This window comes from Amycolatopsis sp. NPDC051372, assembly GCF_040682095.1.
Lineage (GTDB): Bacteria > Actinomycetota > Actinomycetes > Mycobacteriales > Pseudonocardiaceae > Amycolatopsis.
Window position 1 is genome coordinate 48,301 of sequence record NZ_JBFBAF010000045.1, and the last position, 26,649, is coordinate 74,949.

General features: G+C 70.7%; 23 protein-coding genes and 2 pseudogenes. 13 read left to right on the forward strand and 12 right to left on the reverse strand.

Features of this window, described 5'->3' with window-relative positions; translation table 11 throughout:
* Positions 1 to 103: 103 nt before the first annotated feature.
* From AB0M56_RS44610 to AB0M56_RS44620, 3 genes and pseudogenes are all read left to right on the forward strand, one after another.
* Complete coding sequence (locus tag AB0M56_RS44610) at positions 104 to 1,558, forward strand: APC family permease (RefSeq protein WP_364187971.1); 1,455 nt, start codon at positions 104 to 106, stop codon at positions 1,556 to 1,558.
* Positions 1,555 to 4,469, forward strand: a pseudogene (locus tag AB0M56_RS44615) (beta-mannosidase). Before AB0M56_RS44610 ends, AB0M56_RS44615 begins: the two are co-directional and overlap by 4 nt.
* Positions 4,466 to 5,356 carry an ROK family protein gene (locus tag AB0M56_RS44620; RefSeq protein ID WP_364187973.1) on the forward strand — a complete coding sequence of 297 codons (891 nt, stop codon included), beginning with the start codon at positions 4,466 to 4,468 and terminating at the stop codon, positions 5,354 to 5,356. The pseudogene AB0M56_RS44615 and the gene AB0M56_RS44620 overlap by 4 nt, the downstream one beginning before the upstream one ends.
* A gap of 259 nt (positions 5,357 to 5,615) precedes the next feature.
* On the opposite strand, the gene AB0M56_RS44625 is transcribed toward AB0M56_RS44620, so the two are convergent.
* The 4 genes from AB0M56_RS44625 to AB0M56_RS44640 are packed head-to-tail and all read right to left on the reverse strand — an operon-like array spanning position 5,616 to position 7,823.
* Positions 5,616 to 6,092: a class I SAM-dependent methyltransferase gene (locus tag AB0M56_RS44625; RefSeq protein WP_364187976.1), complete on the reverse strand. Its 477-nt coding sequence runs from the start codon at positions 6,090 to 6,092 to the stop codon at positions 5,616 to 5,618.
* Between the two features lie 9 nt (positions 6,093 to 6,101).
* A complete protein-coding gene (locus AB0M56_RS44630) occupies positions 6,102 to 6,230 on the reverse strand; it encodes a hypothetical protein (RefSeq protein WP_364187978.1) in 129 nt (42 codons plus the stop codon).
* Positions 6,227 to 6,787, reverse strand: coding sequence for a helix-turn-helix domain-containing protein (locus AB0M56_RS44635; protein WP_364187981.1), 561 nt, complete (start codon positions 6,785 to 6,787; stop codon positions 6,227 to 6,229). The genes AB0M56_RS44630 and AB0M56_RS44635 overlap by 4 nt, the downstream gene beginning before the upstream one ends.
* A 40-nt stretch (positions 6,788 to 6,827) precedes the next feature.
* Entirely contained in the window at positions 6,828 to 7,823 is a 996-nt protein-coding gene (locus AB0M56_RS44640) for a LacI family DNA-binding transcriptional regulator (protein ID WP_364187984.1), read from the reverse strand.
* 338 nt (positions 7,824 to 8,161) lie between these two features.
* Between AB0M56_RS44640 and AB0M56_RS44645 the strand changes: the two genes are divergently transcribed.
* The 3 genes from AB0M56_RS44645 to AB0M56_RS44655 all read left to right on the forward strand — a co-directional run bounded on the left by AB0M56_RS44645 (position 8,162) and on the right by AB0M56_RS44655 (position 10,626).
* On the forward strand, positions 8,162 to 8,731 hold the full coding sequence (locus AB0M56_RS44645; RefSeq protein WP_364187987.1) for an NAD(P)H-dependent oxidoreductase: 570 nt from the start codon (positions 8,162 to 8,164) through the stop codon (positions 8,729 to 8,731).
* 66 nt (positions 8,732 to 8,797) lie between these two features.
* Positions 8,798 to 9,784 (forward strand): ATP-binding cassette domain-containing protein, encoded by a 987-nt coding sequence (locus AB0M56_RS44650; protein ID WP_364187990.1) that lies wholly within the window; start codon positions 8,798 to 8,800, stop codon positions 9,782 to 9,784.
* Positions 9,781 to 10,626, forward strand: coding sequence for an ABC transporter permease (locus AB0M56_RS44655; protein WP_220238866.1), 846 nt, complete (start codon positions 9,781 to 9,783; stop codon positions 10,624 to 10,626). The genes AB0M56_RS44650 and AB0M56_RS44655 overlap by 4 nt, the downstream gene beginning before the upstream one ends.
* A gap of 90 nt (positions 10,627 to 10,716) precedes the next feature.
* On the opposite strand, the gene AB0M56_RS44660 is transcribed toward AB0M56_RS44655, so the two are convergent.
* On the reverse strand, positions 10,717 to 13,344 hold the full coding sequence (locus AB0M56_RS44660; RefSeq protein WP_364187992.1) for an AAA family ATPase: 2,628 nt from the start codon (positions 13,342 to 13,344) through the stop codon (positions 10,717 to 10,719).
* Positions 13,345 to 13,355: 11 nt separating this feature from the next.
* Positions 13,356 to 13,613: pseudogene (locus AB0M56_RS44665) on the reverse strand (AAA family ATPase); the annotation flags it as partial.
* Between the two features lie 452 nt (positions 13,614 to 14,065).
* On the opposite strand from AB0M56_RS44665, the gene AB0M56_RS44670 reads away from it, so the two are divergent.
* The 3 genes from AB0M56_RS44670 (at position 14,066) to AB0M56_RS44680 (ending at position 16,793) form a co-directional block, all read left to right on the forward strand.
* Positions 14,066 to 14,260 carry a hypothetical protein gene (locus AB0M56_RS44670; RefSeq protein ID WP_364187995.1) on the forward strand — a complete coding sequence of 65 codons (195 nt, stop codon included), beginning with the start codon at positions 14,066 to 14,068 and terminating at the stop codon, positions 14,258 to 14,260.
* Complete coding sequence (locus tag AB0M56_RS44675; RefSeq protein ID WP_364187998.1) at positions 14,260 to 15,216, forward strand: GH25 family lysozyme; 957 nt, start codon at positions 14,260 to 14,262, stop codon at positions 15,214 to 15,216. Before AB0M56_RS44670 ends, AB0M56_RS44675 begins: the two co-directional genes overlap by 1 nt.
* Positions 15,217 to 15,518: 302 nt before the next feature.
* Positions 15,519 to 16,793, forward strand: coding sequence for a cytochrome P450 (locus AB0M56_RS44680; protein WP_364188001.1), 1,275 nt, complete (start codon positions 15,519 to 15,521; stop codon positions 16,791 to 16,793).
* 338 nt (positions 16,794 to 17,131) lie between these two features.
* On the opposite strand, the gene AB0M56_RS44685 is transcribed toward AB0M56_RS44680, so the two are convergent.
* A complete protein-coding gene (locus AB0M56_RS44685) occupies positions 17,132 to 17,761 on the reverse strand; it encodes an alpha-ketoglutarate-dependent dioxygenase AlkB (RefSeq protein ID WP_364188003.1) in 630 nt (209 codons plus the stop codon).
* Positions 17,762 to 17,871: 110 nt separating this feature from the next.
* On the opposite strand from AB0M56_RS44685, the gene AB0M56_RS44690 reads away from it, so the two are divergent.
* Positions 17,872 to 18,918 carry an alcohol dehydrogenase catalytic domain-containing protein gene (locus tag AB0M56_RS44690; RefSeq protein ID WP_220238872.1) on the forward strand — a complete coding sequence of 349 codons (1,047 nt, stop codon included), beginning with the start codon at positions 17,872 to 17,874 and terminating at the stop codon, positions 18,916 to 18,918.
* On the opposite strand, the gene AB0M56_RS44695 is transcribed toward AB0M56_RS44690, so the two are convergent.
* Positions 18,902 to 19,498 carry a helix-turn-helix domain-containing protein gene (locus AB0M56_RS44695; RefSeq protein WP_364188005.1) on the reverse strand — a complete coding sequence of 199 codons (597 nt, stop codon included), beginning with the start codon at positions 19,496 to 19,498 and terminating at the stop codon, positions 18,902 to 18,904. The two genes, AB0M56_RS44690 and AB0M56_RS44695, sit on opposite strands and share 17 nt — an antisense overlap.
* A 155-nt stretch (positions 19,499 to 19,653) precedes the next feature.
* Between AB0M56_RS44695 and AB0M56_RS44700 the strand changes: the two genes are divergently transcribed.
* The gene (locus AB0M56_RS44700; protein ID WP_364188008.1) at positions 19,654 to 20,259 is read left to right on the forward strand and encodes a hypothetical protein; all 606 of its coding nucleotides are present in this window, start codon (positions 19,654 to 19,656) and stop codon (positions 20,257 to 20,259) included.
* Positions 20,260 to 20,281: 22 nt separating this feature from the next.
* Here the strand turns inward: AB0M56_RS44700 and AB0M56_RS44705 are convergent, their stop codons facing one another.
* Entirely contained in the window at positions 20,282 to 21,223 is a 942-nt protein-coding gene (locus tag AB0M56_RS44705; protein WP_364188010.1) for an RluA family pseudouridine synthase, read from the reverse strand.
* 47 nt (positions 21,224 to 21,270) lie between these two features.
* Positions 21,271 to 21,663 (reverse strand): DUF5313 domain-containing protein, encoded by a 393-nt coding sequence (locus AB0M56_RS44710; protein WP_360596256.1) that lies wholly within the window; start codon positions 21,661 to 21,663, stop codon positions 21,271 to 21,273.
* Positions 21,664 to 21,778: 115 nt separating this feature from the next.
* Here AB0M56_RS44710 and AB0M56_RS44715 point away from each other — a divergent pair, with 115 nt between their 5' ends.
* Positions 21,779 to 22,222: a MarR family transcriptional regulator gene (locus AB0M56_RS44715; protein ID WP_364188013.1), complete on the forward strand. Its 444-nt coding sequence runs from the start codon at positions 21,779 to 21,781 to the stop codon at positions 22,220 to 22,222.
* A gap of 4 nt (positions 22,223 to 22,226) precedes the next feature.
* Here the strand turns inward: AB0M56_RS44715 and AB0M56_RS44720 are convergent, their stop codons facing one another.
* Positions 22,227 to 22,748, reverse strand: coding sequence for a YceI family protein (locus AB0M56_RS44720; protein WP_364188016.1), 522 nt, complete (start codon positions 22,746 to 22,748; stop codon positions 22,227 to 22,229).
* Positions 22,745 to 23,347, reverse strand: a complete 603-nt coding sequence (locus tag AB0M56_RS44725) for a hypothetical protein (protein WP_364188019.1) — start codon at positions 23,345 to 23,347, stop codon at positions 22,745 to 22,747. The genes AB0M56_RS44720 and AB0M56_RS44725 overlap by 4 nt, the downstream gene beginning before the upstream one ends.
* A 119-nt stretch (positions 23,348 to 23,466) precedes the next feature.
* On the opposite strand from AB0M56_RS44725, the gene AB0M56_RS44730 reads away from it, so the two are divergent.
* The gene (locus AB0M56_RS44730; RefSeq protein WP_364188022.1) at positions 23,467 to 26,211 is read left to right on the forward strand and encodes an AAA family ATPase; all 2,745 of its coding nucleotides are present in this window, start codon (positions 23,467 to 23,469) and stop codon (positions 26,209 to 26,211) included.
* Positions 26,212 to 26,649 lie beyond the last annotated feature (438 nt).

Genomic DNA, 26,649 nt, shown 5'->3' on the forward strand with positions numbered 1-26,649 from the left:
CACCGCCACCCCTCGCCGTTTCCACAACTTTACGAACGCGGCTCTTCCGACCCCGCAAATCTTATGTTAAGAAGCTTTACTAACTATTGGATGGAGGCACGACGTGAGCTCACCCACCCGTTCGGGGGGTTCCGGAACGGCGGATCTTCCACGGACCGGTCTCGAACGCAAGATCGGGCCGCTGCAGGCGACCGCGATCAACATGACGCAGATGTGCGGGATCGGCCCGTTCGTGACCATCCCGGCGATGGTCGCCACGATGGGCGGCCCGCAGGCGATGTTCGGCTGGATCATCGGCGCCATCATCGCGCTGGCCGACGGGCTGGTGTGGGCCGAGCTCGGCGCGGCGCTGCCCGGCGCCGGCGGCACCTACATCTACCTCCGCGAGGCCTTCCAGTACCGCACCGGGCGGCTGATGCCGTTCCTGTTCGCCTGGAGCGCCGTGCTGTTCATCCCGCTGATCATGTCCACGGGCATCATCGGCCTCGTCCAGTACCTCGGGTACCTGATCCCGGGTGTGGTCGACGACGGTGGCGTGACGCCGCTCGGCAAGATCATCGGCATCGTGATCATCGCCGTGATCGTGCTGGCCTTGTTCCGCCGCATCGGCCAGATCAGCAAGCTCACCACCGTGCTGTTCGTGATCATGCTGTTCGCCGTGCTGACCGTGATCGTCGCGGCCTTCTCACACTTCAGCGGCGGCCAGGCGTTCGCCTTCACGCCCGGCGCGTTCGGCTCGGGCGGCGCGTTCTGGGGTGGCCTCGGCGCCGGCCTCGTGATCGCCATCTACGACTACCTCGGTTACAACACCACCGCCTACCTCGGTGGTGAGGTTCGCAACCCCGGCCGCACGATCCCGCGGTCGATCATCTTTTCGATCCTCGGCATCATGACGCTCTACTTCCTGCTGCAGGTCGGCGTGCTCGGCTCGATCCCGCTCGACGAGCTGAAGAACGCGACGTCGGTCGCCTCCACCGTGCTGGAGCAGGCGTGGGGCACGGTCACCGCGAAGGTGATCACCGTCTTCATCGTCATCGCGGCCATCGGCTCGGTTTTCGCCGGCTTGCTCGGCGGCTCGCGCGTGCCGTTCGAAGCCGCGCGCGACAAGGTGTTCCTGCCGGTGTTCGCCAAGCTGCACCCGAAGCTGAACCTGCCCACCGCCGGCGTGCTGACGATGGGCGTGATCACCGCGATCGGTTCGCTGTTCACCCTGACCGACGTGATCAACGCGGCCGTGACCGTGCTCGTGATCATCCAGTCGCTGGCGCAGGTCGCCGCGATCTGGGTGATGCGCCGGCGCCAGCCCGCGCTGAAGCGGCCGTACCGCCAGTTCCTCTACCCGATCCCGACGATCATCGCGCTCGCCGGCTGGGTGTACATCTACATCTCCGCCACGACGCTCTCGATCATCCTCTCGGTGGCGTGGATCGTGCTCGGCGTCGTCGCGTTCTTGATCTACGCGGCGGCGGAGAAGACGTGGCCGTTCGGGCCCAAGGAGATCCGCGAGGAGTTCGTCCTCGCGCAGCAGCAGCCGACCGAAGAGGGGCTTGAGGCATGAGGAAACCGCTCGTCGCCGGGATCGCGGCGGCCGCCGCGCTGATCCTGGTCCCCGGGGTGGTGAGCGCGACGGCGTCGGCCCAGGCGCCCGCCGCGTCGCCCCAGCACCACGCTCCGCGAGAGCAGGGACTGTCCACGATCGGCACCTCCGGCTGGCAGGTGCTCACCACCGCGAGTGTGAAGGACGGCGGTGACCGCGTCTCGCAGCCCGGGTACGCCACGAAGGGCTGGCTGCCGGTCAAGTCCGACGACGCGGGCGCGCCGGGCACCGAGATCAACGCGTTGGTGCAGAACGGCAAGTGCCCCGACGTCTTCTACTCCGACAACATGCGCAAGTGCTTCGGGTACGTCGACAAGCTCGGCCCTGTGACCACGAAGCCGTTCTCCGACCCGTGGTGGTACCGCACGGACTTCGACCCCGGCTTCGCCAAGGGCAAGAACGGCAAGCTCACGATCCCGGGCATCGTCGGCGAGGGCGACGTGTGGGTCAACGGCACGCTGGTGGCGGCAAGGACGTGGTGAGCGGCGCGTTCGCCGGCCACACCTTCGACGTGACCAAGCTGCTGAAGCCGGGCAAGAACACGCTGGCGATCAAGGTCTACCCGAACAACCCCCTCACGATGTACACGCTCGACCAGGTCGACTGGGGCCAGATCCCGCCGGACAACAACACCGGCATCCAGTACCCGCCCACCCTGCAGCTGTCCGACGCGCTCACCGGCGACAACGCCCACGTGGTGCAGGACAACGCCGCCGACCTGTCCACCTCCTCGCTGACGGTGAAGGTCGACGTCACCAACAACGCCGGCTCGGCGCAGACCGGTGACGTCACGGCCACGGTGAACCCGCCGTCGGGCGCGCCGATCGTGGTCAAGCAGAGCGTGAAGGTCCCGGCACACGCCAAGCAGACGGTGACGTTCACGCCGGCGAAGTTCGCCGCGCTGAAGATCCGCAAGCCGCAGGTGTGGTGGCCGTACTCGATGGGTGCGCAGCCGCTGTACACCTTGGACACCTCGGTGGCCCAGGGCGGCGTCGTGTCCACGTCCTCTTCGGACACCTTCGGCATCCGCACGGTGACCTCGAAGCTCGTCGGCAAGTCCGCGCCGCTGCCGCAGGGCTCGCGGCTGTTTGCGGTGAACGGCAAGGACTTCGTGTTCCGCGGCGGCGGTTTCGCCCCGGACCTGTTCCTGCGCTACGACAAGGCCGACACCGCGCACCAGATCGCGCTGATCAAGAACATGGGCCTGTCCGGCGTGCGGCTCGAGGGCCACGACATGCCGCAGGACTTCTACAACCAGGCCGACCGCGCGGGCCTGCTGGTGATCGGCGGCTTCCTGTGCTGCGACGCCTGGCAGCCCGAGGACGCCTCGAAGCTCACCGATCGCGACTACCGGATCATGCACGACTCCGCGTACTCGATCGCGCAGCGCGAGCGCAACCACCCCAGCGTGTTCAACTACGGCTGGAGCGACAACGAGCCGGTCGCGCGCCAGGAGTCCGAGACGCTGAAGGCGTTCTCCGAAGCCGATTTCCAGGTTCCGGTGATCGCCTCGGCGGAGTACAAGAGCACCCCGACGCTCGGCGTCTCGGGCGAGAAGGAAGGCCCGTACGACTGGGTCCCGCCGGCCTACTGGTACGACACGTCGCACTTCGACTCCGGTGACTCCAGCCGGACCAACGCCGGTGGCTCGTGGGGCTTCGCGAGCGAGCAGAGTGCTGGGCACACGGTGCCCACTTTGGACTCCATCAAGCGGTTCCTCTCGCCCGAGGAGCAGGCGAAGCTGTGGCAGGACCCGGCGTACAACCAGTACCACGCGAACTTCGAGCCCGACCACGGCGGTTACGCCTTCGGCACGCTGTACACGTTGAACAACTCCATCACCCAGCGCTACGGCAAGTGGGACTCGCTGGAGTCCTATGTGGAGTCAGCACAGGTCGCGAACTACGAGAACACCCGTTCGCAGTTCGAGTCCTTCATCGCGCACTCGACCGACAAGGACAACCCGTCGACCGGTGTCGTGTACTGGCAGCTGAACAAGGGCTGGCCGACGCTGCTGTGGTCGCTCTACAACGACGACGGTGACCAGCCGGGCGCGTTCTTCGGTGCCAAGAAGGCCAACGCGCCGCTGCACGCGATCTACGGTTACGACAACGGTTCCGTGACCGTGGCCAACCTCGGCGGCGGCACGCAGGCCGGCGTTTCGGTGCGGGCCAAGGTCTACGACACCGCGGGCAAGGTGCTCGACGACCAGACGGCGAAGAACGTGTCGCTGAATTCGCAGGGTGTCGTCACCGGTCTGCTCAAGCCGAAGGTGCCGGCCGAGACGAAGGCGCCGGCCAAGGCGCAGGTGTACTTCGTGGAGCTGCAGGTGACGCAGGGCGGGAAGGTCGTCGACCGCAACGTCTACTGGCTCTCCACGCAGAAGGACGTCGTCGACTGGAACAAGACCCTGGGCGAGCCGCAGGCCACGCTCAGCCAGTACAGCGACATGTCCGCGCTGCGCGACCTGCCGAAGGCGCAGATCGGCGTCGAGAGCTCGACGAAGCACGTGGCGGGTCCCGACGGGGCCGACACGGCGACCACGGTGACGGTGACCAACACGTCGAAGACGCCATCCGTCGGGTTCTTCCTGCGCGCCGACGTCCGCCGGGGCACCGCTTCGGGTGGCGTGGCGTCCGGCGACAGCCAGCTCGCCGCGGCGACGTGGGACGACAACGACATCACGCTGTGGCCCGGCGAGTCGCAGACGCTGACGGTGACCTACCGCTCCGCCGACCTGCACGGCGCTCCCGCCGTGATCAGCGTCGACGGGTTCAACACCGGCAACGTGGTCGTGCCCGCCGCCCGCGGCTACGGCCACCACGGTGGCCACGCCGTCCGCCCGCCGGCGATCGAGGGGACTCGCGAGTGATCCTGGGTATCGACTTCGGCGGCACGAAAGTGGCGCTGGGGCTCGCCGACGACGCCGGAACCCTGCTGGCCACGCGCCGGCTGGACACCGACGCCGAGGCGGGGGCCGAGCAGGTGGTGACGCGCGCCCTCGCCGGGGCCAAGGCCCTGGTGGCGGACGAGGGCGCGCGCGTCGACTCGGTCGGTGTCGTCAGCCCCGGGATCGTTCTCGAGGACCGGATCCTGCTCGCGCCCAACGTGCCCGGGTGGGAACAGCTGCACCTGCGCTCGCTGGTCGCTGCCGAGTTCGGCGGCGTCCCCATCGCCACCGGCACGGACGCCAAGGCGGCCGCCCTGGCGGAATGGGAGTTCGGCACCCTCGCCGGCGCCGACCCGGCGGTCTTCCTGTCCCTCGGCACCGGCATCGCCGCCGCGGTCCTCATCGGCGGTGTTGTGCTGGCCGGCGCCAACGGGGCCGCGGGCGAGATCGGCTACAACCTGCTCGCGCCCCAGGGGACCGACGGCTTCGCCAGCGGCTCCGCGCCGCTGGAGGAAGCCGTGGGCGGGCGAGGGCTGGGCCGCCGGGCCGCGGAATTGCTGGGCCGCCCGGTGACGGCTGCATCGCTGTTCGCGCTCGCCCGGGAGAACACGCAGGCGAAGGAACTGGTCACGTCGGCGCTGGACGAGTTGTCCATGCACGTGGCCAATCTGGCCATCGCGTTCGATCCCTCGCGGATCGCCGTGGGTGGCGGACTTGTCCGGTCGGCCGATGTGTTGCTGCCGGCCCTGCGCGACCGGCTGGCGGGCGCGGTGCCGTTCCCGCCGGACCTGGTGGCGGCCCGGTTCGACCAGGACGCGTCGTTGCTCGGCGCGGTGGCTCTGGCCATGCGGCTGGGTACGGGGGGATAGCTGCCCGAAGGTGTGCCGGTGCCCCGACCCGGCACAGCTTCGGGTACCCGCGTTCTGAGGGGCGGTGCAGTTTTCGGTGCTGCCCCTCAGCCGTTTGTCCACAGCAGGCCGGAGTTGTGGACAGCTCGGCTCCTTTTCGGCTTGGGCCCCGTTTTTGTCGGGGGTGGCCGATAGAATGGACGTGGGGACACCCCCCTCAGGGAGGGCGGGGGCTGTTTCCCGGCGGCTGGTGGCCCGCCCGCACACGGTTCTTGTGTTGTCACTCAGGAGCTTGTGGCTTGCGCAACCGCAGAGCGGTGACGAAAGGCAGCCCGGCGAGGCGGAAGACGGTGGCTTGGCCGGCGAAGTCGAGGCCGGCGTCGCGAGCCAGTGCGACAACTTCCGAGACGGTCTCCGTGCGGTTGCGGCGGGGCAGGACGCGGGAAGCAAAACGCAGCCACCCATGAGTGAAGTGTTCGGCCACGACGGCGGTGCCGCCCGGAGCGAGGACGCGGTGGTTTTCCGCGAGGCCCCGGGCGGGGTCGGCCCAGTGGTGGAACGACATCGTCGAGAGCACCAGGTCGAAGTTCTCCGAAGGGTACGGGAGGGATTCCACGGTGCCGACGGAAAACGCGGCAGGGAAAGGCTTTTCGCGCGCCCGCGCGAGCATGCGGGACGCGGGGTCCACGCCGGACAAAGCGGCATCCGGGAAGCGGGTGTGGACCAGGGCGAGGAGCTCGCCGGTGCCGGCGCCCACGTCGAGGACCTAGTGGGGCGGGGCAGCGGCGGCGAAGGAGAGCGTCGCGCGGTGGACGGCGCCGAAGAAGCCCTGCATGGTCGGTTTGTCGTAGGTGTCGGCACGGGCGTCGAAGCGGCCGACGTCGTGGTAAGTCATGGTGCTCCGATCGTGGCGATGAGGGCGGCGGAGGCGGCGTCGATGGCGGTGGCGACGGTCTCCTCGGGAGCGGGGCGGTCGGCGTCAAGCCAGGTGAGGATCGTTTCGACCGAGAGGGTGGTCAGCAGGGTCGCGGCCCAAGCCCGGCGCGAGGGATCGGGGATTTCCGCCGGCAGCGCCGATTCGGCCACCAGGGAGCTTCGGGAGCGGAAGTCGGCCGCCCACGAGTCGAACTCCGGTTCACGCGCGACGTGGCGGAACAGCAGCCGGAAGCCGTCCGGATCGGAGGCCGCGGCGGCGACCGCCGCACGCACCAGGTCGACGCGGCCCGACGTGGCCATCCGCAGGCGGTCGCCGACGTCGTCGAGCACGGCGCGGTACAGGTCGGGCTTGCCGGCGAAGTGGCGGTAGATGATCGTCGCCGTCACGCCGGACTCGCGGGCGACCAGTTCGATCGTGGTGGCCGCGTAGCCGTCGCGGGCGAAGGCCGTCCGCGCCGCGGCGAGGATCTGCGCGCGGCGTTCGGCGCGGGGCATGAGTTTGCGGCCGGTGTCCACGAAAGTGTTTATAGCGCTCTGTACACCCAGGTGTAAACAGTTACCGGCGAACGCGCGTCGACTCCCGCACCACCAGCTCCGGCGTGAAGACCTCTTCGCGGCGCGGCGCCGGGTTCTCCTCCGTCTCCGCGAGCAGCTGCTCGGCGGCCGTGCGCCCGAGCCGGAACGCGGGCTGGCGCACGGACGTGAGCGGGACGGCCGCCGCGCCCGCGAACTCGATGTCGTCGTAGCCGACGATGGCCATCTCGTCCGGCACGCGCACGCCGGCACCGACCATCGCCTGCAGCACGCCGAGCGCGAGCAGGTCGTTGGCGCAGAAGACGGCCGTCGGCCGGGGGCTCATGCCGAGCAGGCGCGCGCCCGCGTCGCGGCCCGACGCGACGTCGAGGCCGATTGCCTCCACCCCCGACAGCTGCGCGCCCGAACCGGTGAGCACGGAGCGCACGCCGGCGTCGCGGTCGCGGCACTGCGTGAGGATGGTGGGACCGTTCACGAACCCGATGTGGCGGTGCCCGGTCTCCAGCAGGTGCCGGGCGGCGAGCGCACCGCCCGCGACGTCGTCGACCGACACGGAGCTCGCCTCGTCCGCGGGCACCTTGCGGTCCACGAACACGTACGGAATCCCACTACGGCGGAACGCCTGCATGGCGTCGCCGGCGGTGTCGACCGGGCTCAGCAGCACACCGCGCACGCGTTGCTCGGCGAGCATCGCGAGGTACGACGCCTCGGTCTCGACCCGCTGCCCGCTGTTGCACGTGATGATGTTGATCCCCTGCGCGTGTGCGGCTTCCTCAGCCCCGCGGGCGACGTCGACGAAAAACGGGTTCCCGAGGTCGAGCACGAGCAGCGCCATGATCCGCGATCGCCCGGCGCGCAGCTGCCGCGCGGACTCGTCGCGCACGTAGCCCAGCTCCTGGATGACCGACAGCACCCGGTTGCGCGTGGCCGTCGCGACGACGTGGGGCCGATTGACCACATTGGACACAGTGCCGATCGAAACGCCCGCGCGCTTCGCGACTTCCTTGATGCCGACCACGGCCCTCCCCTCGCCCTTGGGGTGGCCAGCCTAACACGATGATGAAACGTTTCAGCGGGCGCCGTCGGCGCGGGACCGGTCCCGGCCGGAGCACGTTGGCGTCGGCGCTGTGAACCTCGTGCTGTGGTGCTGCTGACGGGTAAGCCGTTGTTCACGCAGGGAGGGCTTCACCGCCGGCGTCGCGATGCTGGTCGGCGCCGCGGCGCTCGTTTCAACGGTGCTTGACGTGCGGCACGCGCGGTGGGTCGGGCCGGCCGCGGCCGCACCCGTTCTACGCCTGACGCGCGCCGCCAGATCGAATCTGGCGGCGGCTCGCGCGCATCTGGCGCCTTCAGGGTGTGCAGGAGAAACTGCGGGTGGCCGTGGTCGTCGCCAGCACCCGGGAGGGCCGGGTGGGTGACGGCGTCGGCCGGTGGTTCGTCGAGCGGGCCGGTGCGCGCACCGGGCTGGACCTCGACGTGGTCGACCTCGCCGACTTCGCGATCCCGGCGTGTTACCCCGCGCGGCCGACCCCGGCGATGGCCGGGTTCGCGCGGCGGATCGCGGCGGCAGAGGCGTACGTGGTCGTCACGCCCGAGTACAACCGCAGCTTCCCGGCGTCGCTCAAGCAGGCCATCGACTGCGCGTACGACGAGTGGCGGGCGAAACCGGTCGGGTTCGTCTCCTACGGCTACCGCGCCGCCGGCCGGTACGCGGTGGAGCAGCTTCGTGGGGTGTTCACCGAGCTGCACACGGCGACGTTGCGCGACGCGGTGTGCCTCGACCTGCTCGAAGCGCGCGTGGCTGACGGTGGTTTCCGCCCCGATCCGGAGCGCTACGCGCACGCCGTGACGACGTTGCTCGACGAGCTCGTCTGGTGGGGGCTCGCTCTGCGCGACGGGCGGCGGGCGCGGCCCTACTGCGCTTGAACCGACTGCGCGTGAATCGACTGGGTCTGACCGACTGTGGCCGAACAAGAACGGGGAAGGACAGACATGAGCAGCACGACCGCCGAGCCGGCGATCGAGACCGCCGGGCTCGTGAAGGTGTTCGGGGAGACCCGGGCGGTCGACGGCATCGATCTCGTGGTGCCCGCGGGCACCGTCTACGGCGTCCTCGGCCCCAACGGCGCAGGCAAGACCACCGCCGTGCGCATGCTGGCGACGCTGACCAGGCCCGACGGCGGTGAGGCGCGCGTGTTCGGCAAGGACGTGGTGCGCGAAGCCGACGCCGTGCGCAGCCGCGTGAGCCTCACCGGGCAGTACGCGTCGGTCGACGAGGACCTCACCGGTACCGAGAACCTCGTGATGCTCGCCCGGCTGCTCGGGCATCGCAAGCCCGCGGCCCGGTCGCGTGCGGCGCAGTTGCTGGAGGCGTTCGGGTTGATCGACGCGGCGGCGCGGCAGGTGAAGAACTATTCGGGTGGCATGCGGCGGCGGTTGGACATCGCGGCCAGCATTCTCAACACGCCGGACCTGTTGTTCCTCGACGAGCCGACGACAGGGCTGGACCCCCGCAGCCGCAACCAGGTGTGGGACATCGTGCGGGCGATCGTCGCGCAGGGGACGACGGTTTTGCTGACTACTCAGTACCTCGATGAGGCGGATCAGCTGGCGTCGCGGATCGCGGTGATCGACCACGGGAAGGTGATCGCGGAGGGGACGAAAGGGGAGTTGAAGGCTTCTGTCGGGGTCGGGGCCGTGCATTTGAGGTTGCGTGATGCCGGCCAGCGCGAGGCTGCAGCCGAAGTGCTGGGGCGGACGCTTGAAGCGACGGTGCAGTTGGAGCCGGATCCGGTGGCGTTGACGGCGCGGTTGTCGGCCGACGAGCACCTCGGCTCGGCCGATCGCGCCTCGCGGGCCCTCGCGGAGCTGGCGCGGGCCGGCATCACTGTTGACACGTTTTCGTTGGGTCAGCCGAGTCTTGATGAGGTGTTCTTGGCTCTGACTGATCGTCCGGCAAGTGAGGAGGTGGCGGTGTGACGACTGTACGCGAGGCTGATGTCGAGCTGGCGGCGCCGAAGGTCGAGGATTTGGCTGCGTTGCTGGTGGCGGTCGAACGGCCGCCAAGGCCCAGCGCGCTGTCGACGTCGATTACGTTTGGCCGGCGCGCTGTGTTGAAGATCAAGCATGTGCCGGAGCAGTTGTTCGATGTCACGGCGTTTCCGATCATGATGACGTTGATGTTCACGTACCTGTTCGGTGGTGCTTTGGCGGGTTCTCCTTCGCAGTATTTGCAGTTCTTCCTGCCGGGGATTTTGGCGTCCAGTGTTGTGATGATCACGATGTACACGGGGCTGGCTGTCAATACGGATATCGAGAAGGGGGTGTTCGACCGGTTCAGGACGCTGCCGATTTGGCGTCCATCCGCGATGGTGGGGTATTTGCTGGGCGATGCGTTGCGGTATGTGATCGCGTCCGTGGTGATCATGGTGGTGGGGCTGATTCTGGGGTTCCGGCCGCCAGGTGGTTTCGGGGGTGTGGTGGCCGGGGTTGTGCTGCTGCTGGTGTTTTCGTTCGGGTTGTCGTGGGTGTGGACGATGTTCGGGCTGCTGCTGAGGTCGGAGAAGTCGGTGATGGGGGTGAGCATGATGGTGATCATGCCCCTGACTTTTCTGTCCAACGTGTATGTGGATCCGTCGACGATGCCGGGGTGGTTGCAGGTGTTCGTCGAGTTGAACCCGATTACGCAGCTGGTGAGCGGGGTTCGGTCGATGATGGCCGGGGCTTGGGACTTCGGGGCGATCATGTGGACGTTGATCGCGGCTGGAGTGCTGACGTTGGTGTTCGGGACGTGGACCATGCGGTTGTACAACAGGAAGTGAGTGCTCGGCGCGCTGGAGAGAATGTGGTGGGGCCACTTCCCCCATCGGGGCCCCATGGCGTGAGCCGTCTGTTGCCGGTTGCTCTGCGGTTCACAGGCGCCAGGTGGTGGCGGTAGGTGGGTGGTAGGAGCAGCTCGAGCCGGTGGTGATGGTGGCGTGGAGGTGGTCGGCGAGGGTGGGGTGGAGGTCGGCCAGTTTGCGGATGGCGTCGCGGATGCGGGCGGTGACGGCTTTGCGCGCGCGTTCGGATTCGTCGCCCAGGCGGCGGGTGCGGCCGGCGAGGCCGGAGGAGGTGCGCAGCTCGGTGAGGAGCGCGGCGCGTTCCGTGTCGAGGGTGGCGGCACGGGTGTCGTCGCCGAGGGTGGTGGCGTGGTCGATGGCGGCGTCGAGTTCGGTGAGGCGGTGGCGGTAGGCGGCTTTGGCCGTGTCGTCGAGGATGGGGGTGCCGGTGAAGGTGGGGGCGACGTCGGCCTCGGGGGCGAGGAGGCGGACGGCGGGGACGTCGGTGCCGGGGCGGCCGAGGAGGAAGTGGAGGTCGCGCAGGCCTTTGGAGTCGGGGACGCGGGTTTCGTGGCCGGCGTAGCGGAGGCACCAGACGGCGTCGGTGCGGCGGAACTCGTTGAGGGGTAAAGGTTCTGTTCGGGCCGAGCGGACGCGGGTGGGGATGTGGTGCATGCCCAGTGACGTGGCTTCCGCGGTGACGGTGTCGAAGAGTTCCGCCGCGCGGCGGGTGTCGCCCAGGTTCTGGTAGGCGGTGGCGAGGTGGCTGCGGGCTTCGATCGACCACGGGCGTGCGCGCAGGCGGTCGGCGGCCGGGCGGTCGCCCAGCACGGCGGCGGCCTGGGCCTGGCAGCGCAGCCACAGGGGGGTGAACTCGCGGGAGTACGGGGCTTCGGCGGTGGCCTCGGCGAGCAGCTCGCGGGTGGCGGCGGCGTCGCCGGCGTGGGCGGCGGCGAGGGCGCGCAGGAGGCCCGGGTGGGAGTGCCCCGCGTCGCTCATGCGGGCGGGCAAATCGGCCAGCTCGGCGAAGCGACCTTGCAGCAGCAGGGCGCTCCAGCGCAACTGGTCGCCCATGAAGCCGAACTCGCGTTCGCTCAGGCCGAGGTGCGCGTCGAGCGCCTGCTGCAACGCGACGTCCGAGTCGGCGAAGCGGCCGTGCAGGGCGCAGATGACGCTGCGGTCGATTTTCGCGGCCAGTTCGGCTCCGCGCAGGCCACTGTTTTCCGTCAGGGCCTGGAACGAGCGGAATTGGTCGAGGTAGCGCGGGTCGCCCTGTTCGAGGAGTGCGACCCATTTCAGCGACGACGCGAAGTATTCGTTCTCGCGGTCGCCGGTGCGCCGGGCGACGGCTGCGAGTTCGTCCGTCAGCCGTTCGCGTTCGGCGCCGCTGCCGGGGCCCCAGATGGCGTCGTGGCGGGCCCACAGGGAGAACGCGAGCGCGTGGTCGTCTTCGTCGTCGCGGGCGAGCATGGCGGCGCGGGCCGTGAGCTCGAGCGTGACGCGGTCGAGGGACAGCTGTTCGGCCGGCGTGCCCGCGCACAGGCGGCGGTGGGCTTCCAGCAGGAGTCCGGACACGAGCTCGTGGCGCGCGCCGCCCGAGTCGACGCGGGCGAGGGTGAGACCGGCGCGCGCGAGCAGCTCCGCGTCGTCGAGTTCGCGCACGCTCGCGACGGCGCCTTCGAAGTGCGCCCAGGCCTCGTCCTTGTCGTCGACGCGCCAGAGCAGTGTGCCCAGTTCCAGCTGGACGACCGCACGCGTGCGCAAGGTCGGTGCGCGTTCCAGCGCGCGCCGCAGGTGGCCGATGGACTCCTCGATGGCGAGGCGCGCGCTGGCATCCCGGGCGGCCGCCAAGAGCAGCTCGACGGTGCGGGCCGGCTCGACGAGGGCGCCCGCCAGGTAGGCGTGCCGGGCGCGTTCGGCGGGACCGACCAGGTCGGAGTCGGCGACGGCCGCGTGCCGGCGGGCCGCCCCTTCGGCACCGAGGCCGGCGTAGCGCGATTCGCGGACCAGGTCGTGGGCGAACGCGAAGCGGCCTTCGCCGAGCGCGACCACGAGCCGCGTCGCGACGGCCTGGCCGAGCAGGTGGTCGACCTGCGGCACGGGTGCGCCGGCGACCGCGGCGAGCAGGTGCAGCGAGAACTCCCGGCCGAGCACGGCGGCGTCGCTCAGCAGGTCCGCCACCTGGGCCGGCAGCAGCGAAAGCCGCCGCTGCAACGCGTCGGCCACGCCCGGCGCGACGGCCGAGACGGGGCTGCCGCTGCGCCAGAGCCGCGCGGTCTGCTCGACGAAAAACGGGTTGCCGCCGGTGCGGCGGTGCACGTCGGCGGCCAGCTCGGCGCCGGGGTCCGTGCCCGCGGTGCGGCCCATCAGCTCGGCGACCTGCGCGGGGTCGAGTCCGGTGAGCGTGACCGTGGTGGCCTTCGCGACGAGCGGCAGCACGAGCTGGTGCAGCGGGTGGCCGGGCGCGTCGACCTCGACGTCCCGGTACGTGCCGATCAGCAGCAGCCGCTCGAACCACGTGTGGCGCGCCGCGAAGTCGAGCAGCCGCAGCGACGCGGGGTCGGCCCAGTGCAGGTCGTCGAGCACCACGACCACAGGCCGGTCGTGCGAGAGGGTGATGAGCGCGCTCGTGACGGCGTCGTGCAGGCGGAACGCGTCGCCTGGCTCGGGTGATTCGCCGAGCAGCGCCGACAGCGTCGCGGAATCCGCGGCAGCCACTCGTGCGGCTCAGCGGCCCGGCGCAGCGCGCGCACGACCTGCACCCACGGCCAGTAACCGGGCGCGCTGCCCGATTCCCAGCACGTACCGGCCAGCACGAGCGCCCCGCGTTCGCGAGCCTCGTCGGCCAGGCCCGTGACGAGCGTGGTCTTGCCGATGCCGGCCTCGCCTGTGACCAGCACCAGGCCGCCGTGGCTCGCGGTCGCGCGCGCCAGCTCAGCGCGCAACACCGAGGCGGGGTGCTCCCGTCCGATGAGCGCCGCAGTCATGTCCGTTTCCTCCGGGTTCGTGAGCCGAGCGTCTCACGGCGCGGCGTCGTTCGTCGCGCCCATTCCGGGCGGGCTTCGGCGCCGACACGTTCACGCCGGGAGGAGAGCTCCTCTCCTCGGCCATCACCATTCTGGATGACGACACCGACAATCCGGTCGCGCCCGTGGGGGCGAGACGTCTGAACCTGCTTCGGACGACTGGTAGTGCCGAACCGGCGCCCGGCTCGGCCCGCCCCTGACGATTTCGTGGTGAACCCGCTGCGCGACAGGCGAAAGCGGACTGGCTCAGTCGCCGTCGTGGCGCTGCGCCGTGGCTCCGGCCTCCTGCGTTCGGAGGAGGCGAATACCCATGGTGGCGGTGTCGTCCGCGTGGCGCGCGTGGCAGGTTACAAGGCAGCTCCAACTCGCGAAACGGACAAATCGTCCCAAGCTGAGCAACTGGGGGAGCAGTCGTGCCGACGAACACGGCCACCGCCACCGGCGCCGACCGGGTCGCCGCGCTGCGGGCGGAAACGCGGCGGGCCCGGCGTGGCCGACATCCGCGCGGCACGACGCGCCGATGGTGGAACCACCGCGTGGTCGACGCCGTTCGCGAGCTCGGCCGCACCCACCCGGCGCCCACCTACGTCACGGAAGGCGGTTCCTGATGGCGCTCGGCATCGACATCTACCGTAGGTTCCAGACCGTCACCAGCTGGCCCGCGGTCAAACGGGCCGGCGTCACGTTCGTCTACGTCAAGATCTCCGACGGTGGCGGTACCCCCGCCGGCGGCCGCGGCGACAACGAGGTGAACGGCGCCAGGTCCGTCGGCATCCCGGTCGGCGGCTACCACTTCGTCCAGGCGAGTCCCGGCGCCGCGGCGCAGGCCGACGTCCTCCTCGGCGAGGTGATCCGGCTCGGCGCCACCGGCTGCGTCCCGATGCTGGACCTGGAGGACAACCCGCCGGGTTCGGAGGTGCCGAACATCCCGGACAGCCAGAAATCCGCGTTCGGCAGGGCGTTCTGCCAACGGATCGACGCTCGTGGGTTCCGGCCCGGCGTGTACATGAACAACGCGCTAGCCACGCTGCTGCGCCCGGACCGCTGGGGCATCCCCGGTCTCGTGATCTGGATCGCCCGCTACGGCGCACGGCCCGCCGCCGCCGGCCGCTACGACATCCACCAGTACAGCTCGTCCGGGACCATCCCGGGCATCTCGGCGGCCGGCGTCGATCTCGACGAGAGCTACACGACGGCGCACCTCGGCGCACTCAAGACCCCGGGAGAAGAGGAGGACGAGGACATGAGCAGTGACCGCGGAGAGGCAACGGAGCCGGGCGAGTGGGGCAAGCTCCACATCCCGGTGAACGGCGGCCGGTACCTGCGGCTGGCGTCGAGCTACGACCAGCCGATCACCCTCGACGGCATCTCGCTCGTGGGGGACACCCCCGGTCTCGCGGGCCGGGACGTGGTCACCGTCCAGGCCGGCGGAAAGGTCGACGCGGACCGGCCGGGGCCGTGGGATCTCGCCGGGGCCAGCGGGGCCTACGCGAACAAGTCACACGTGGTCGTCCGCTACCAGTGCGCCGGCGCGGTGAAGGGCTGGGTGAACAACCGCGCCTGACTTCTTTTCGTGCGGGGCGCGTGAATTGTCACGTTCACCCGGAAGGGTCGGCCCGTCCGAAACACGCTCGGAGGCCCCGGCGACCTGAGAACGCCGGGGCTTTCCGCTGTCCGAAGGAGATCGCGGTGTCCACTGTGGATGGATCCGCGATCGCCGCGCGGACCTGGGCCGGTGCCGGCCGGGCCCCGCTCCCGCGCCGCTGGTCACGGCCGGGTCACGGCGCATGTCATGATCCCGAACCGCAGGTGACGGCTGTCTCCGCGCCGATCACCCGATCGGCGGCGTGAGGTAGTGTCGCTGCCATGGGGAGTCTCCGCTCGCGAATCCTCGCCTGGGCCGGCCGCCGGTACATCGCGAGGCAGCAGAAGCGAGGTTTCGACCTCGAGAAGATGGCGTTCCTTCCCGACTCCGCGCTGGAACCGCTTCGGCGCGTGGGGCTGGACCCCGTGCCGTCGCTGGGGCGGCGCCGGGCCGAGGAACCCATCAGCAAGCTCGACCTGCCGTTCGGCATGAACGCGTGGCTCGTGACCGGCTACGAGGAGTCCAAGGCCGTTCTCGGCAAACTCTCGGAGTTCAGCAACGACTTCACGAACCTCGTCGGCAATGCGGGCGTGACCGAAGACCAGAACCCGGGCGGGCTGGGCTTCGCCGATCCGCCGGTGCACTCGCGGCTGCGCAAGCTGCTCACGCCTGAGTTCACCATGCGCCGGCTCAACCGCCTCACGCCGCGAATCGACGAGATCGTGAACGAACAGCTCGACGCGATGGCCGCCGCCGAGGGCCCCGTGGACCTGTGGGAGGCGTTCGCACTCCCGATCCCGTCGCTCACGATCTGCGAGCTGCTCGGGGTGTCCTATGAGGACCGCGCCGACTTCCAGCGCCTGAGCACCGCGCGCTTCGACCTGTTCGGCGGCGCGGGCGCGTCGCTGGGCGCGATCTCGGAGTCGCTGACCTACCTGCTCGACATCGTCAAGAAGCAGCGCGAAGAACCGGGCGACGGCCTGCTCGGCATGCTCATCAAGGAGCACGGCGACGAGATCGACGACCTCGAGCTCGCGGGCCTCGCCGACGGCGTGCTCACCGGCGGCCTCGAAACCACCGCCAGCATGCTCGCCCTCGGTGCCCTGGTGCTGCTCCGCGACCCCGCCGCGTTCGACGCGGTCCGCGGCGACGACGACTCCGTGCACCGGTTCGTGGAGGAGCTGCTGCGCTACCTCACCGTGGTGCAGATGGCGTTCCCGCGCTTCGCCAAGGAAGACATCGACATCGCGGGCGTCCACATCGGCGAGGGTGACATCGTGCTGGTGTCCCTCTCCGTCGCCAACCGCGACGCCGGGCTGGGCACCGACATGGAGCGCTTCGACCCCAAACGCGACCCGTCTTCCCACCTGGCCTTCGGCTACGGCATTCACCGCTGCATCGGCGCGGAGCTCGCGCGCATGGAGCTGCGCACGGCCTACCCGGCCCTGGTGAAGCGGTTCCCGGACCTGCGGCTGGCCGTCGAGCCGGACGAACTGGCGTTCCGCAAGGTCTCGATCGTCTACGGCCTCGACTCGCTGCCGGTGCTGGTCCGCTGACGCCGGGCTCACGCCGGATCGCCGCGGTGGATCTCCTCCGACTTCATGGAAGGGGAGCGGCGCCGCGGGCGTGGCGAGGCGGAGGCTCGGCGTACTTCGACGGAAAGTGGCTCCGGGCGGCACCTTTCCGCCATCCCGGCTGACCGACAAGTGGTTCACGCGCGGTCTTGCCGGGGGCGCACGGCAGCGAGGGCTACTGACCTCCGCGGCGGCTGCTGCCTCCCTCGTTGGCGTCACGGGACCTCTCCCGGAGACTCGACGTCGTCGGGGGATCGTTCGCGGCAGTCCACGTCGCCGGGACAGTCCGCTCGCGCGCACCTCTTCCTTGCCCCGACTGACTAACGCACCCCTTTCGGCCGGAACTGGATGCTGATCCGCGGCCCCACTCCCTTGCCCGTTTTGGGGATCGCGTGTTCCCACGTGCGCTGGCAGGAACCGCCCATCACGATCAGGTCGCCGTGGCCCAGCGGGTAGCGGTGGGACTCCCCGCCGCCGCGGGGACGGAGGGCGAGGTGGCGCGCGGTGCCCACCGAGAGGATCGCGACCATCGTGTCTTCGGAGCTGCCGCGGCCGATGGTGTCGCCGTGCCAGGCGACGCTGTCGCGGCCGTCGCGGTAGTAACACAGGCCGGAGGTGCGGAAGGGCTCGCCGAGTTCGGCCGCGTAGTGCGCGGAGAGCGCGTCGCGCGCCGAGGTCAGCAATGGGTGCGGCAGCGGCTCGTCTTCGCGGTAGAAGCAGAGCAGGCGCGGCACGGCGACGACGCGGTCGTACATCTGCCGCTGCTCGGCGTGCCACGGGACGTCGGCGACCAGGCGCGTGAAAATCTCGTCGGACCCCGACAGCCAGCCCGGCAGCACGTCGACCCACGCGCCGCGGCCGAGGTCGGTGCGCCGGATCCCGTCGAGGGAACCCAGAGCAGCGCCTTCGAAGCCGGACCCGAAGAGCGATCCCTGAAGTGCGTGACTCATGCCCCCACCGTACACGATGATCGAACACCTGTTCGGGTGTCTGATTTTGAGACCGGCGGCGCCGCGGACCCGTCGTAGCGTCGAAGGTCGGTCCCGACCCGGAGGTGGCGATGAAGGCACTGGTGTACCACGGACCCGGAAACAAGGCGTGGGAAGACGTTCCCGACGCGACGATCCAAGAGGTGACCGACGTCGTGGTGAAAGTGGACACCACCACGATCTGCGGCACCGACCTCCACATCCTCCACGGCGACGTCGCCGCGGTCACCGATGGCCGCATCCTCGGCCACGAGGCCGTCGGCACGGTCACGGCGGTCGGCGACGCCGTCGGCAGCTTCAAAGTCGGCGACCGGGTGCTCGTACCGGCCGTCACGCGCTGCGGCCGGTGCGACTACTGCCAGCGCGGAATGCCCTCGCACTGCCGCACGGTCGGTGGCGTCGGCTGGATCTTCGGGCACCTCATCGACGGCACCCAGGCCGAGTACGTCCGCGTGCCCTTCGCCGACACCTCGCTCTACCACGTGCCCGCCGAGGTCACCGACGAGCAGGCCATCTTCCTCGCCGACTCCCTGCCCACCGGCTACGAGGTCGGCGTGCTCGCGGGCGAGGTGCGGCCGGGCGACACGGTCGCCGTCGTCGGCTCCGGCGCGGTCGGCCTCGCCGCGATCCTGACCACGGGCCTGTGGGGCGCGTCGAAGGTGATCGCCATCGACGCCAACAAGTTCCGCCTCGAGAAGGCCCTCGAGTTCGGCGCGACGGACACGGTCGCCGCCGGGCCCGACACCGTCGCGGAGGTGCTCGCGCACACCGACGGGCTCGGTGTCGACGTCGCCATCGAAGCCGTCGGCTACCCCGAGACCCTGCAGACCGCCGCCGCGCTCGTGCGGCCCGGCGGGCACGTCGCGAACATCGGCGTGCACGGCGTCGGCGTGGAACTCCCCATGCAGGACCTGTGGATCCGCAACATCACGCTCACCATGGGGCTCGTCGACACCGTGTCGATCCCGACGCTGCTGAAGATGGTCGCGAGCGGCCGCATCCCCGCGGAGAAGATGGGCACGCACACGTTCACCTTCGACCAGCTCGACCAGGCCTACGACGTGTTCGGCAACGCCGCCGACCACCAGGCGCTGAAGGTGATCATCCAGCCGGCGTAGGCGGATCGGCCGGCTTCGGGTGCGCGGTGACCACCAGTCGGTGCGTCCGCGCACCCGGAGCCGATTCGTCGTGGTAGCGCGAGACGAGCCCGGCCACGAGCGTGGTCAGCTCGTCGGTGAACGCCGCCCGCTCGCGCGCCGAGCCGAACGCGATTTCCGTGTCCAGTGCCAAAGTCGGCAGCGGTTTGCCGGCGCGCGCCGCACGGCGCACGAGACCGGCGACCTCGCGCACGGTCCGGCCGGCGACCGCCAGCAGGTAAGCCGACGACAGCTGGTCGGGCTCCATCGCCGACGTGCCGGCGTCGCCGAGCGCGGCGGGGGAGACCTGGTACGACGCGGCCGTCGCGGCGAAGAGGCGTTCGGTCAGCCCGCCCCACTGGCGCTCGCCCGCGGGCTCGACGAGGCCGTGGGATTCCAGCGCGCGCAGGTGGTAGTTCACCTTCTGGCGCGTGAGCCCGACGCGCGCGGCCAGCGACGCCGCCGACGCGGGTTCGGCCAGCGTCGCCAGCAGGCGCGCGCGGACCGGGTCCAGCGCGGCCGCCGCGGCGGCCGGATCCTCGATCACCTCGACGTCCCGCACGGTCCGAGCCAAGCATTGACAAACAAAGCTGTCAAGAGTCGCGAATCCGGCTCTTGTCTGTTTTCGTCCGTGCTCGTACAGTGATCATCCAGGTTCGACGCAGTGGTCTGGACCTGTCCCACTACCGCCGCCCTGAGTTGTACGGAGGTTGGCAAGTGAGAGGAAGACTACGCCTCGGCGGGGTGCTCGCGGGGGTCGTGTGCGGGCTCGCGGTGGTGGCTCCGGTGGCCAGTGCGCAGGTCGGCACCGGTCCGTGGAAGTCGTGGTCGCCGGGGTTCTCCGAGCAGGAGCGCGGGTGCGGGCAGATCAACGGGCTCACGTTCCAGCTCACCTGCTCCACGGGCAGCGGTGATCAGCGCGCCGAGCGCCGCTACGACACCTACACCGGCGGCACGCACCAGTTCGAGGGTTCCTTCAAGGTCACCAGCATGAGCGGCACGCGCATCAGCGTGAAGCAGACCTTCCGCGACGGGTCGAACGCCGGACCGTACTTCCTGCTGGCGGTGGAAAAGGGCGGCCGGATGTACGCGGTGGAGGGCGGTCAGACGCTCGCCGGCGACGCCACCGTGGGTACTTCCGTGCGAGTCAACACCATCAACCAGGTGGGCAGCACGCACAAGGTGTACATCAACGGTTCGCTCAAGCAGACCATCGACAGCCCGAGCGGTAGTTATTACGACAAGTTCGGTTCGTATCGCACCAGCAGTGGCGCGGGACCGATCACCGTGCAGTGGAGCGGTGTGAAGTTCTGGACGAAGTGAGTTTCGTGCGGCGTCCTCGGCCTCAGCTCGCCGGGGGCGCCGCCCACTCGTCAGATGAGTCCCACGCCGTCAAGCGCAGGGAACTCGTGAACCGGCGGTGCTCGCCGCTCACGGGATCGTCGAACTCCAGCACCTTGGCCAGCAGCTGCAACGGTTTCGTGAAGTCGTCGAGCGGTTTTTCCGTCAGCACGGGGTAGAAGTCGTCGCCGAGGATCGGGATGCCGAGGCCGGACAGGTGCACGCGCAGCTGGTGCGTGCGACCGGTGGCGGGCAGCAGGCGGTAGCGGCCGAGCCCGTCGCGGTGTTCGATCAGTTCCACGCGGGTCTCGGCGTTCACCGGTCCCTCGATCTCCTGTGCCGCAAGCACTCCGCGTTCCTTGACGATGTGACTGCGGACCGTGCGTGGCAGCTCCAGTGAAGGATCGTACGGTGCGATCGCTTCGTATTCTTTCTTCACGCGTCGGTCGCGGAACATCGTTTGGTACTTTCCGCGCACTTCCGGTGTGATCACGAACATCACGAGCCCGGCGGTCACGCGGTCGAGCCGGTGCGCGGGCGACAACGCCGGCAGGTCCAGGTCGCGCCGCAGCCGGACCAACGCGGTTTCGAGGATGTGCTTGCCGCGCGGGATCGTGGCGAGGAAGTGGGGCTTGTCGACCACCAGCAGGTGTTCGTCGCGGTGCACGACCGAGATGTCGAACGGCACCACCACCTCGTCGGGCAGGTCGCGGTGGAACCAGATGAACGAGCCGGGCACGAACGCCGAGTCGACCCCGAGCGGCCCGTCGAGGCCGAAGATGCGCTCCTCGCGCAGCATCTGTTCGATCCGCGCCGGGTCCAGCCGCGGCAGCCGCTCCACGAGGTGCTCCAGCAACGTGCCCCACGGGCCCTCGTCGGGCATCCTCAGCCGCGCCGGGTCCAGCCCGTGGCGCGGCGACAGCGGGCCGCGAAGCTTGCGTCTCATCGGACGCCGACTCTAGTCGTGGCCGGCGGCACCGCTGCCGGGAGTGCTCACTCGCCCGTGTTCTGGCGGTAGATCGCGATGTAGCGGGCCTTCGCCTCGGCGTCGGCGGCTTCGGCGGCCTCGCGGCGGATGCGCTTGCCCGTGCCGGGAGGGAAGCCGTTGCGCGAGAGGCGGTGCTCGATGCTTTCCTCCATGTACACCGAGGAGTAGAAGTACGCGACCAGCGCCGCCATGAGCACGATCGCGAGGCGCAGCGCCAGCGGGCCCGGCAGCAGCAGCCACACGAGGCACAGCGGGATGAGGCCCACGGAACTGCGCAGCACGTGCCGCGCCTTCCAGTGCTTCGACGTCGTGTCGTGCAGGATCCAGTCCCGGTAACGTTCGGGCAGACGCCCGCCTACTGCGTACCAGAACCAGCGGAAGACTCCCGGACGGTCCATCACGCCTCCTTGTCGGCTGCCTCCAAGGTACACTAATCATTAGTGCGCTAATCGATAAGGTAGCCGAGGCCACATCCGAAGCCGTTAAGGTGGCCCGGACCAGGAGGAGGACCCCGTGGCAGAGATCGACTTGGGCGACGACCCGCTGAAGCTCGACCGCCAGGTGTGCTTCGCGCTGTCGGTCGCCTCGCGCAGCGTCATCGCGGTCTACCGGCCCCTGCTGGAGCCGTACGGGCTGACGCACCCGCAGTACCTCGTGATGCTCGCGCTGTGGGAGAAAGCCCCGAGGTCGGTGAAGGACCTCGGGGCCGCGCTGCGGCACGAACCCGCGACGCTGTCTCCGTTGCTGAAGCGGCTCGAAGCGATGGGCTACGTCACCCGCGGCCGCAAGGCTTCCGACGAGCGGCAGCTCACCGTCGAGCTCACGGAGAAGGGCCGCGCACTGCGGGCCGAGGCCGAGAAGATCCCGTACCGCGTGGTCGAGGCGCTCGGCATGGAGGTCTCCGAACTGGAGGCCCTCCATGCCGTCTTGAGCCGCGTGATCGAGGCGACCGCCTGAGCGCTCAGCGCGGCGCCACGAGCACCGCGTCGATGCCGATTTCCAGGTAGCGCCCCACGATCGCGCGCGGCGCGCTCATGCCGAGTGGTGCCCGGTCGAGCGTCGCGCGGGCCTGGAGACGCACCGAGCCGCGGCCGGTGTCAGCGGGCCGTTCGACGGTGAGCGTGAGCGGGCACGTGGTGCCGCGCAGGCTCAGGAACCCTTGCGCCGCCCAGCCTTCCGGGCAGGTGGTGATGTCGCCGGACGCGAAGGTCATCGTGGGTTCGGTGCCGCAGTCGAGCCACTGGGACTTCTGCAGGTCGCGGTCGCGGCGGCGGTTGCCCGTGTCGATCGCGGACAGGTCGAGCTCCGCGCGCAGGGCGGTCGGCGTGCCGGCGGTGTTCACGTACACCGTCGCGGACGGGACGGGGATCGAGCCGTGCACGAGGTGGAAACCGAGCTTGCGCACGGTGAACGTGGCCGACGTCCGTCCGGTGTGGACGGTCCAGGTGCCGGGACGCAGACGGGTGGTGGTGGGGGTGCTCATCGGATACCTCCGGTGGTGACGGATGCGGGCAGGGTGTGGTGGAAAACGCGGTGCAGGTCGATCCGCTCGGGACCGGTGAGCAGGGCCGGATCCTCGCCCGGCAGCAGCTCGGTGCTCAGCACCGCTTTCTGGACGGCTTCGATCGCGGCGACGGACTCGGCGAACCCGAGCACGAGCCCCGCGCCGTCTTCGGCGCGCAGCACGAATACGGGGCCGATGCCCGGCACCTGCCGGGCGGCGGGCCAGATGCGCTCGTGGCCCGCGAAGTCCTCGGCGCGGACCTGCGCCTCGTCGCGCGGCCCGGCGAACCGGCTGGCCTGGGCGTAGTTCGGCGCGGCCGGGGCGAACTCGGCGGAGACGACCTCGTAGACGTCGGTGTCGAGCCACGTGGTGCCGGGTCGGGTGTGCGCGGCTGCTTCGTCCGCTGACGCGGCGTCGGGCCAGAACGCGACGGCCGCGCCGAGCACGCCGGCGACCTGGCCGAGCACGCACCCGCCGAGGGGCGCCGGGCCGGGGTGCAGCTCCGCGGCGAGGGCCCGGCCCCAGTCGCCGCTCTCGGTGGCGGTGTTCCGCCGGAACTGGTGGACGGTGGCGTACATGCTGCTCCTTCGGCCTGGGGTGGGAAGTTCGACGAGGTCCACCTTCGGCCGCGCGGACGTTCCGGACATCAGTGCCAGTACGCAGACGGACCACTGAAACCGGGCGCATACTTGCCTGCGTGACAGGCTCCGTGCCGTTCGTCGGCCGGGCCGGGGTGCTCGCCGACCTGCGCGGCCGGTTCGCGGCCGGCGCGGCGGGCACGGGTGCCCTGGTGCTGCTCGGCGGGCCCGCCGGCATCGGCAAGACCACGCTCGCGGAGGCCGCCACCGTCGGCCTCGCCACGGTGTGGGGCCGCTGCGTGGACGATCCCGGCGCGCCACCGCTGTGGCCGTGGCGCCGCGTGCTGTCGGCCCTGCCCACGGCCGGTGCCGAGGTCGCGCGCGCCGTCGCAGACCTGGACAGGAGCGCTGGTACGGACCTCGTCGCGGCGCGGTTCCGGCTCGTCGCCACGGCGGCCGACGCCCTTGTCGCCGCGGCCGAGCCCGGCGGTCTCGTGGTGGTGCTGGAGGACCTGCACTGGGCCGACGAAGCGTCGCTGCGGCTGCTGCGCCACCTCGCCGGCGAGCTGCGCCGCTCGCGGCTGGTGGTGCTCGCGACCTACCGCGACACCGGCCCCACACTCGACGAAACACTGCCCGAGCTGCTCGGCGGCCCCGCGACGCACGCAGTCACCGTCGCGCCGCTGGCCGAGCCCGACGTGCGTAGGTACCTCAGCGAGGTCGCCGGCGCGGCCGTCGGCGACGCCGAGGTGCGCGACGCGCTGCGCCGCTCCGGCGGCAACCCCCTGTACCTGCGGGCGGTCGCGCGCTCGGCCGGGTCCGGCGGCGGGCGCGCCGAGCTGCGCCACCTCGTGCGGACGTCGGTGGCCGGGCTCGCGCCGGAGGTGCGTGTGCTGGTCGCCGTGGCGGCGGTGCTGGGGGAGGAGGTGGACTGCGGCGTGGTCGCCGACGTCGCGGGCCGGCCGGTCGCCGAGGTCGTGGCACTGCTGGACGAGGTCGTGCGCGCGGGTGTGCTCGTGCCCGTCGCGGCCGGGCGGCGCCGGTTCGCGCACGCGGTGGTGCGCGACGGCGTCTACGAGGACCTCGACCAGGGCGTGCGCGAGGCCCTGCACGCCCAGGCGGCGCTGGCGCTGACCCCGCGAGCCGAAGCCGATCCCGCGCACGCCGGGGTCGTCGCGGTGCACTGGCTGCGGTCGGCCGCCGACCCGGCGACGCTGGGCCGCGCCGCCGGCTGGGCCGTGGTCGCCGCGCGCGAGGCGACACGGGCGCTGGCTTTCGCCGAGGCAGCAAGGTTTCTGACCTTCGCCGTGGACGCGCGACGGCGAGCGGGCCGGACCGAGGGACTCGCCGAGCTGCTCGTGGACCTCGCCACGGCCGAGTACCGCTCGGGCCGCTTCGGCCCGGCCCTCGACCACGCGGAACAGGCGGCCGAACGTGCGGAAACTCCCGAGACGCTCGCCGCCGCGGCACTCGTCGTGCGAGACCTGTCCGCACCGGAGCTGTTGCCCCGGCTGGACAAACTCGCCGACACGGCGCTCGGCGCGCAAGTGCCCGACGCGCTGCGCGCCCGGCTGCTCGCGCAGGCCGCGTCGGTCGCAGCCGACGTCGGGCACACCGAGGAGGCTCGTCGGCTGGCCGACGAAGCGCTCGCGCTCGCCGAACGCGGCACCGACGACGAGGCCCTGCTCGACGCGGTGCGTGCGCGGTTCAAGGTCCTCCCGATCGAGCTGCCGCTCGACGACCGGCTTCGGCTCGGCTCCCTGGCCGTGCGCTTCGGCGACCGGCAGCCGCTTTCCGCGCTGTGGGGCCACAAGTGGCGCATCGACGCCGCGTTCGAGACCGGGGCGATGGCCGTGGTCGACCACGAGATCACGGCCGTGACGGCGCTCGCGGCGACGACCCGGCTGCCCCTGGTGCGCTGGCACGACCTGCGGCTGCGCACGTCGCTGCTCGCGTTCCGCGGCGCGTTCGCCGAGGCGCGTGAGCTGAACCGGCAGGCCAGGGAGCTGGCGGTGGCCGAGCTGGCGGACGACCGCTCGGCGCTCGGCATGTCGTCGGCGTTCAGCCTGCAGCTCGCGCTCGTGACCGGCGACGTCTCCGAGATCGACGAGCACTACGACGAGGTGCTCGCCACCGTGCCGACCCTGCCCATCGCCGTGGTGTCCCGGCCGCTCGTGCACGTCGTCCTCGGGGAGGACGAGGCGGCGCTCGCGGGGTACGAGGCCGTGCGCCACCTCGCGCGGCAGGAGGGCTTTGACCTGCGGTCCAGCGGGGTGGGGCCGAACCTGCTGGTGCTGGTGGAGGCCTTCGGCGACGTCGAGACGGCCCGCTTCCTCGAGCCCGTGCTGCGGGCCGCCGAGCGGGTGCTGTCGAGCGGTGCGGGCGTGTACTGCAGCGACTGCGGCACGAGTTGGCTGGCCCGCCTCGCCGTGGTGCTCGGCCGGGCGGAGGAGGCCGCGCGGCTGTTCGAGGCCGCGATCGCGGCGAACGTGCGGGTCGGCGCGCGGCCGTTCGTCGCGCAGAACCGCCTGCGGCTGGCCGCGGTGCTCGCGACCCTCGGCGAGACCGGCAAGGCCCGCTCCCTGGCGCGTCAGGCCCTGGACGAGGCGCGCCGGCTCGTGATGCCGGGCGCCGCGGCCGAGGCCCAGGCGCTGCTGGGCCGGCTGAGCACGACCGGACCGCTGACGCCGCGCGAACGCGAGATCGCCGGCCTCGTCGCCGACGGACTGGCCAACCGCGCGATCGCCGAACGGCTCGTGGTCTCCGAACGCACGGTGGAGAGCCACGTCCGCAGCATCCTGGCCAAACTCGACCTGGCCAACCGCACCGAGATCGCCGCCTGGACCCACCGCGGCGGCGGATAACCACCCACCCGGCCACTTCGCCCTTCCCTCACCCCGCCCACCCCCTGCTCACCGCCGCTCGCGTGCACGGCAGTCGAGTGGCCAGCCGGTGAGCGGCCAGGAGGTGGGCGAGAGGTGAGTGGCCAGGAGGAGCGGGCGGGAGGTGGGTGGTCAGGAGGTACCTGGGCGAGACGTACGTGGCCAGGAGATGGGTGGCCAGCCGGTGAGTGGCCAGGAGGTGGGTGGCCAGGAGGTACGTGGGCGAGAGGTGGGTGGCCAGCCGGTGAGTGGCCAGGAGGTGGGTGGCCAGGAGGTACGTGGGCGAGAGGTGAGCGGGCAGATCCGGTCGCCTTCAACCCAACTCACCCTGCCGAGGCGACCACGGCGCGAGATCGCGCCGGCTTCCGGATGGGGCGGTGCGATCGGCCCCCGGCCGATCCGACCGCCCCATCCGGAAGC

Coding starts and splice junctions, on each gene's coding strand:
- AB0M56_RS44690 (WP_220238872.1), top strand. CDS start 17,872: ATGAAGGCACTGGTGTACCACGGACCCGGAAACAAGGCGTGGGAAGAC.
- AB0M56_RS44675 (WP_364187998.1), top strand. CDS start 14,260: ATGGCGCTCGGCATCGACATCTACCGTAGGTTCCAGACCGTCACCAGC.
- AB0M56_RS44630 (WP_364187978.1), bottom strand. CDS start 6,230: ATGACTTACCACGACGTCGGCCGCTTCGACGCCCGTGCCGACACCTAC.
- AB0M56_RS44705 (WP_364188010.1), bottom strand. CDS start 21,223: ATGAGACGCAAGCTTCGCGGCCCGCTGTCGCCGCGCCACGGGCTGGAC.
- AB0M56_RS44685 (WP_364188003.1), bottom strand. CDS start 17,761: ATGAGTCACGCACTTCAGGGATCGCTCTTCGGGTCCGGCTTCGAAGGC.
- AB0M56_RS44725 (WP_364188019.1), bottom strand. CDS start 23,347: ATGTACGCCACCGTCCACCAGTTCCGGCGGAACACCGCCACCGAGAGC.
- AB0M56_RS44680 (WP_364188001.1), top strand. CDS start 15,519: ATGGGGAGTCTCCGCTCGCGAATCCTCGCCTGGGCCGGCCGCCGGTAC.
- AB0M56_RS44720 (WP_364188016.1), bottom strand. CDS start 22,748: ATGAGCACCCCCACCACCACCCGTCTGCGTCCCGGCACCTGGACCGTC.
- AB0M56_RS44650 (WP_364187990.1), top strand. CDS start 8,798: ATGAGCAGCACGACCGCCGAGCCGGCGATCGAGACCGCCGGGCTCGTG.
- AB0M56_RS44710 (WP_360596256.1), bottom strand. CDS start 21,663: ATGGACCGTCCGGGAGTCTTCCGCTGGTTCTGGTACGCAGTAGGCGGG.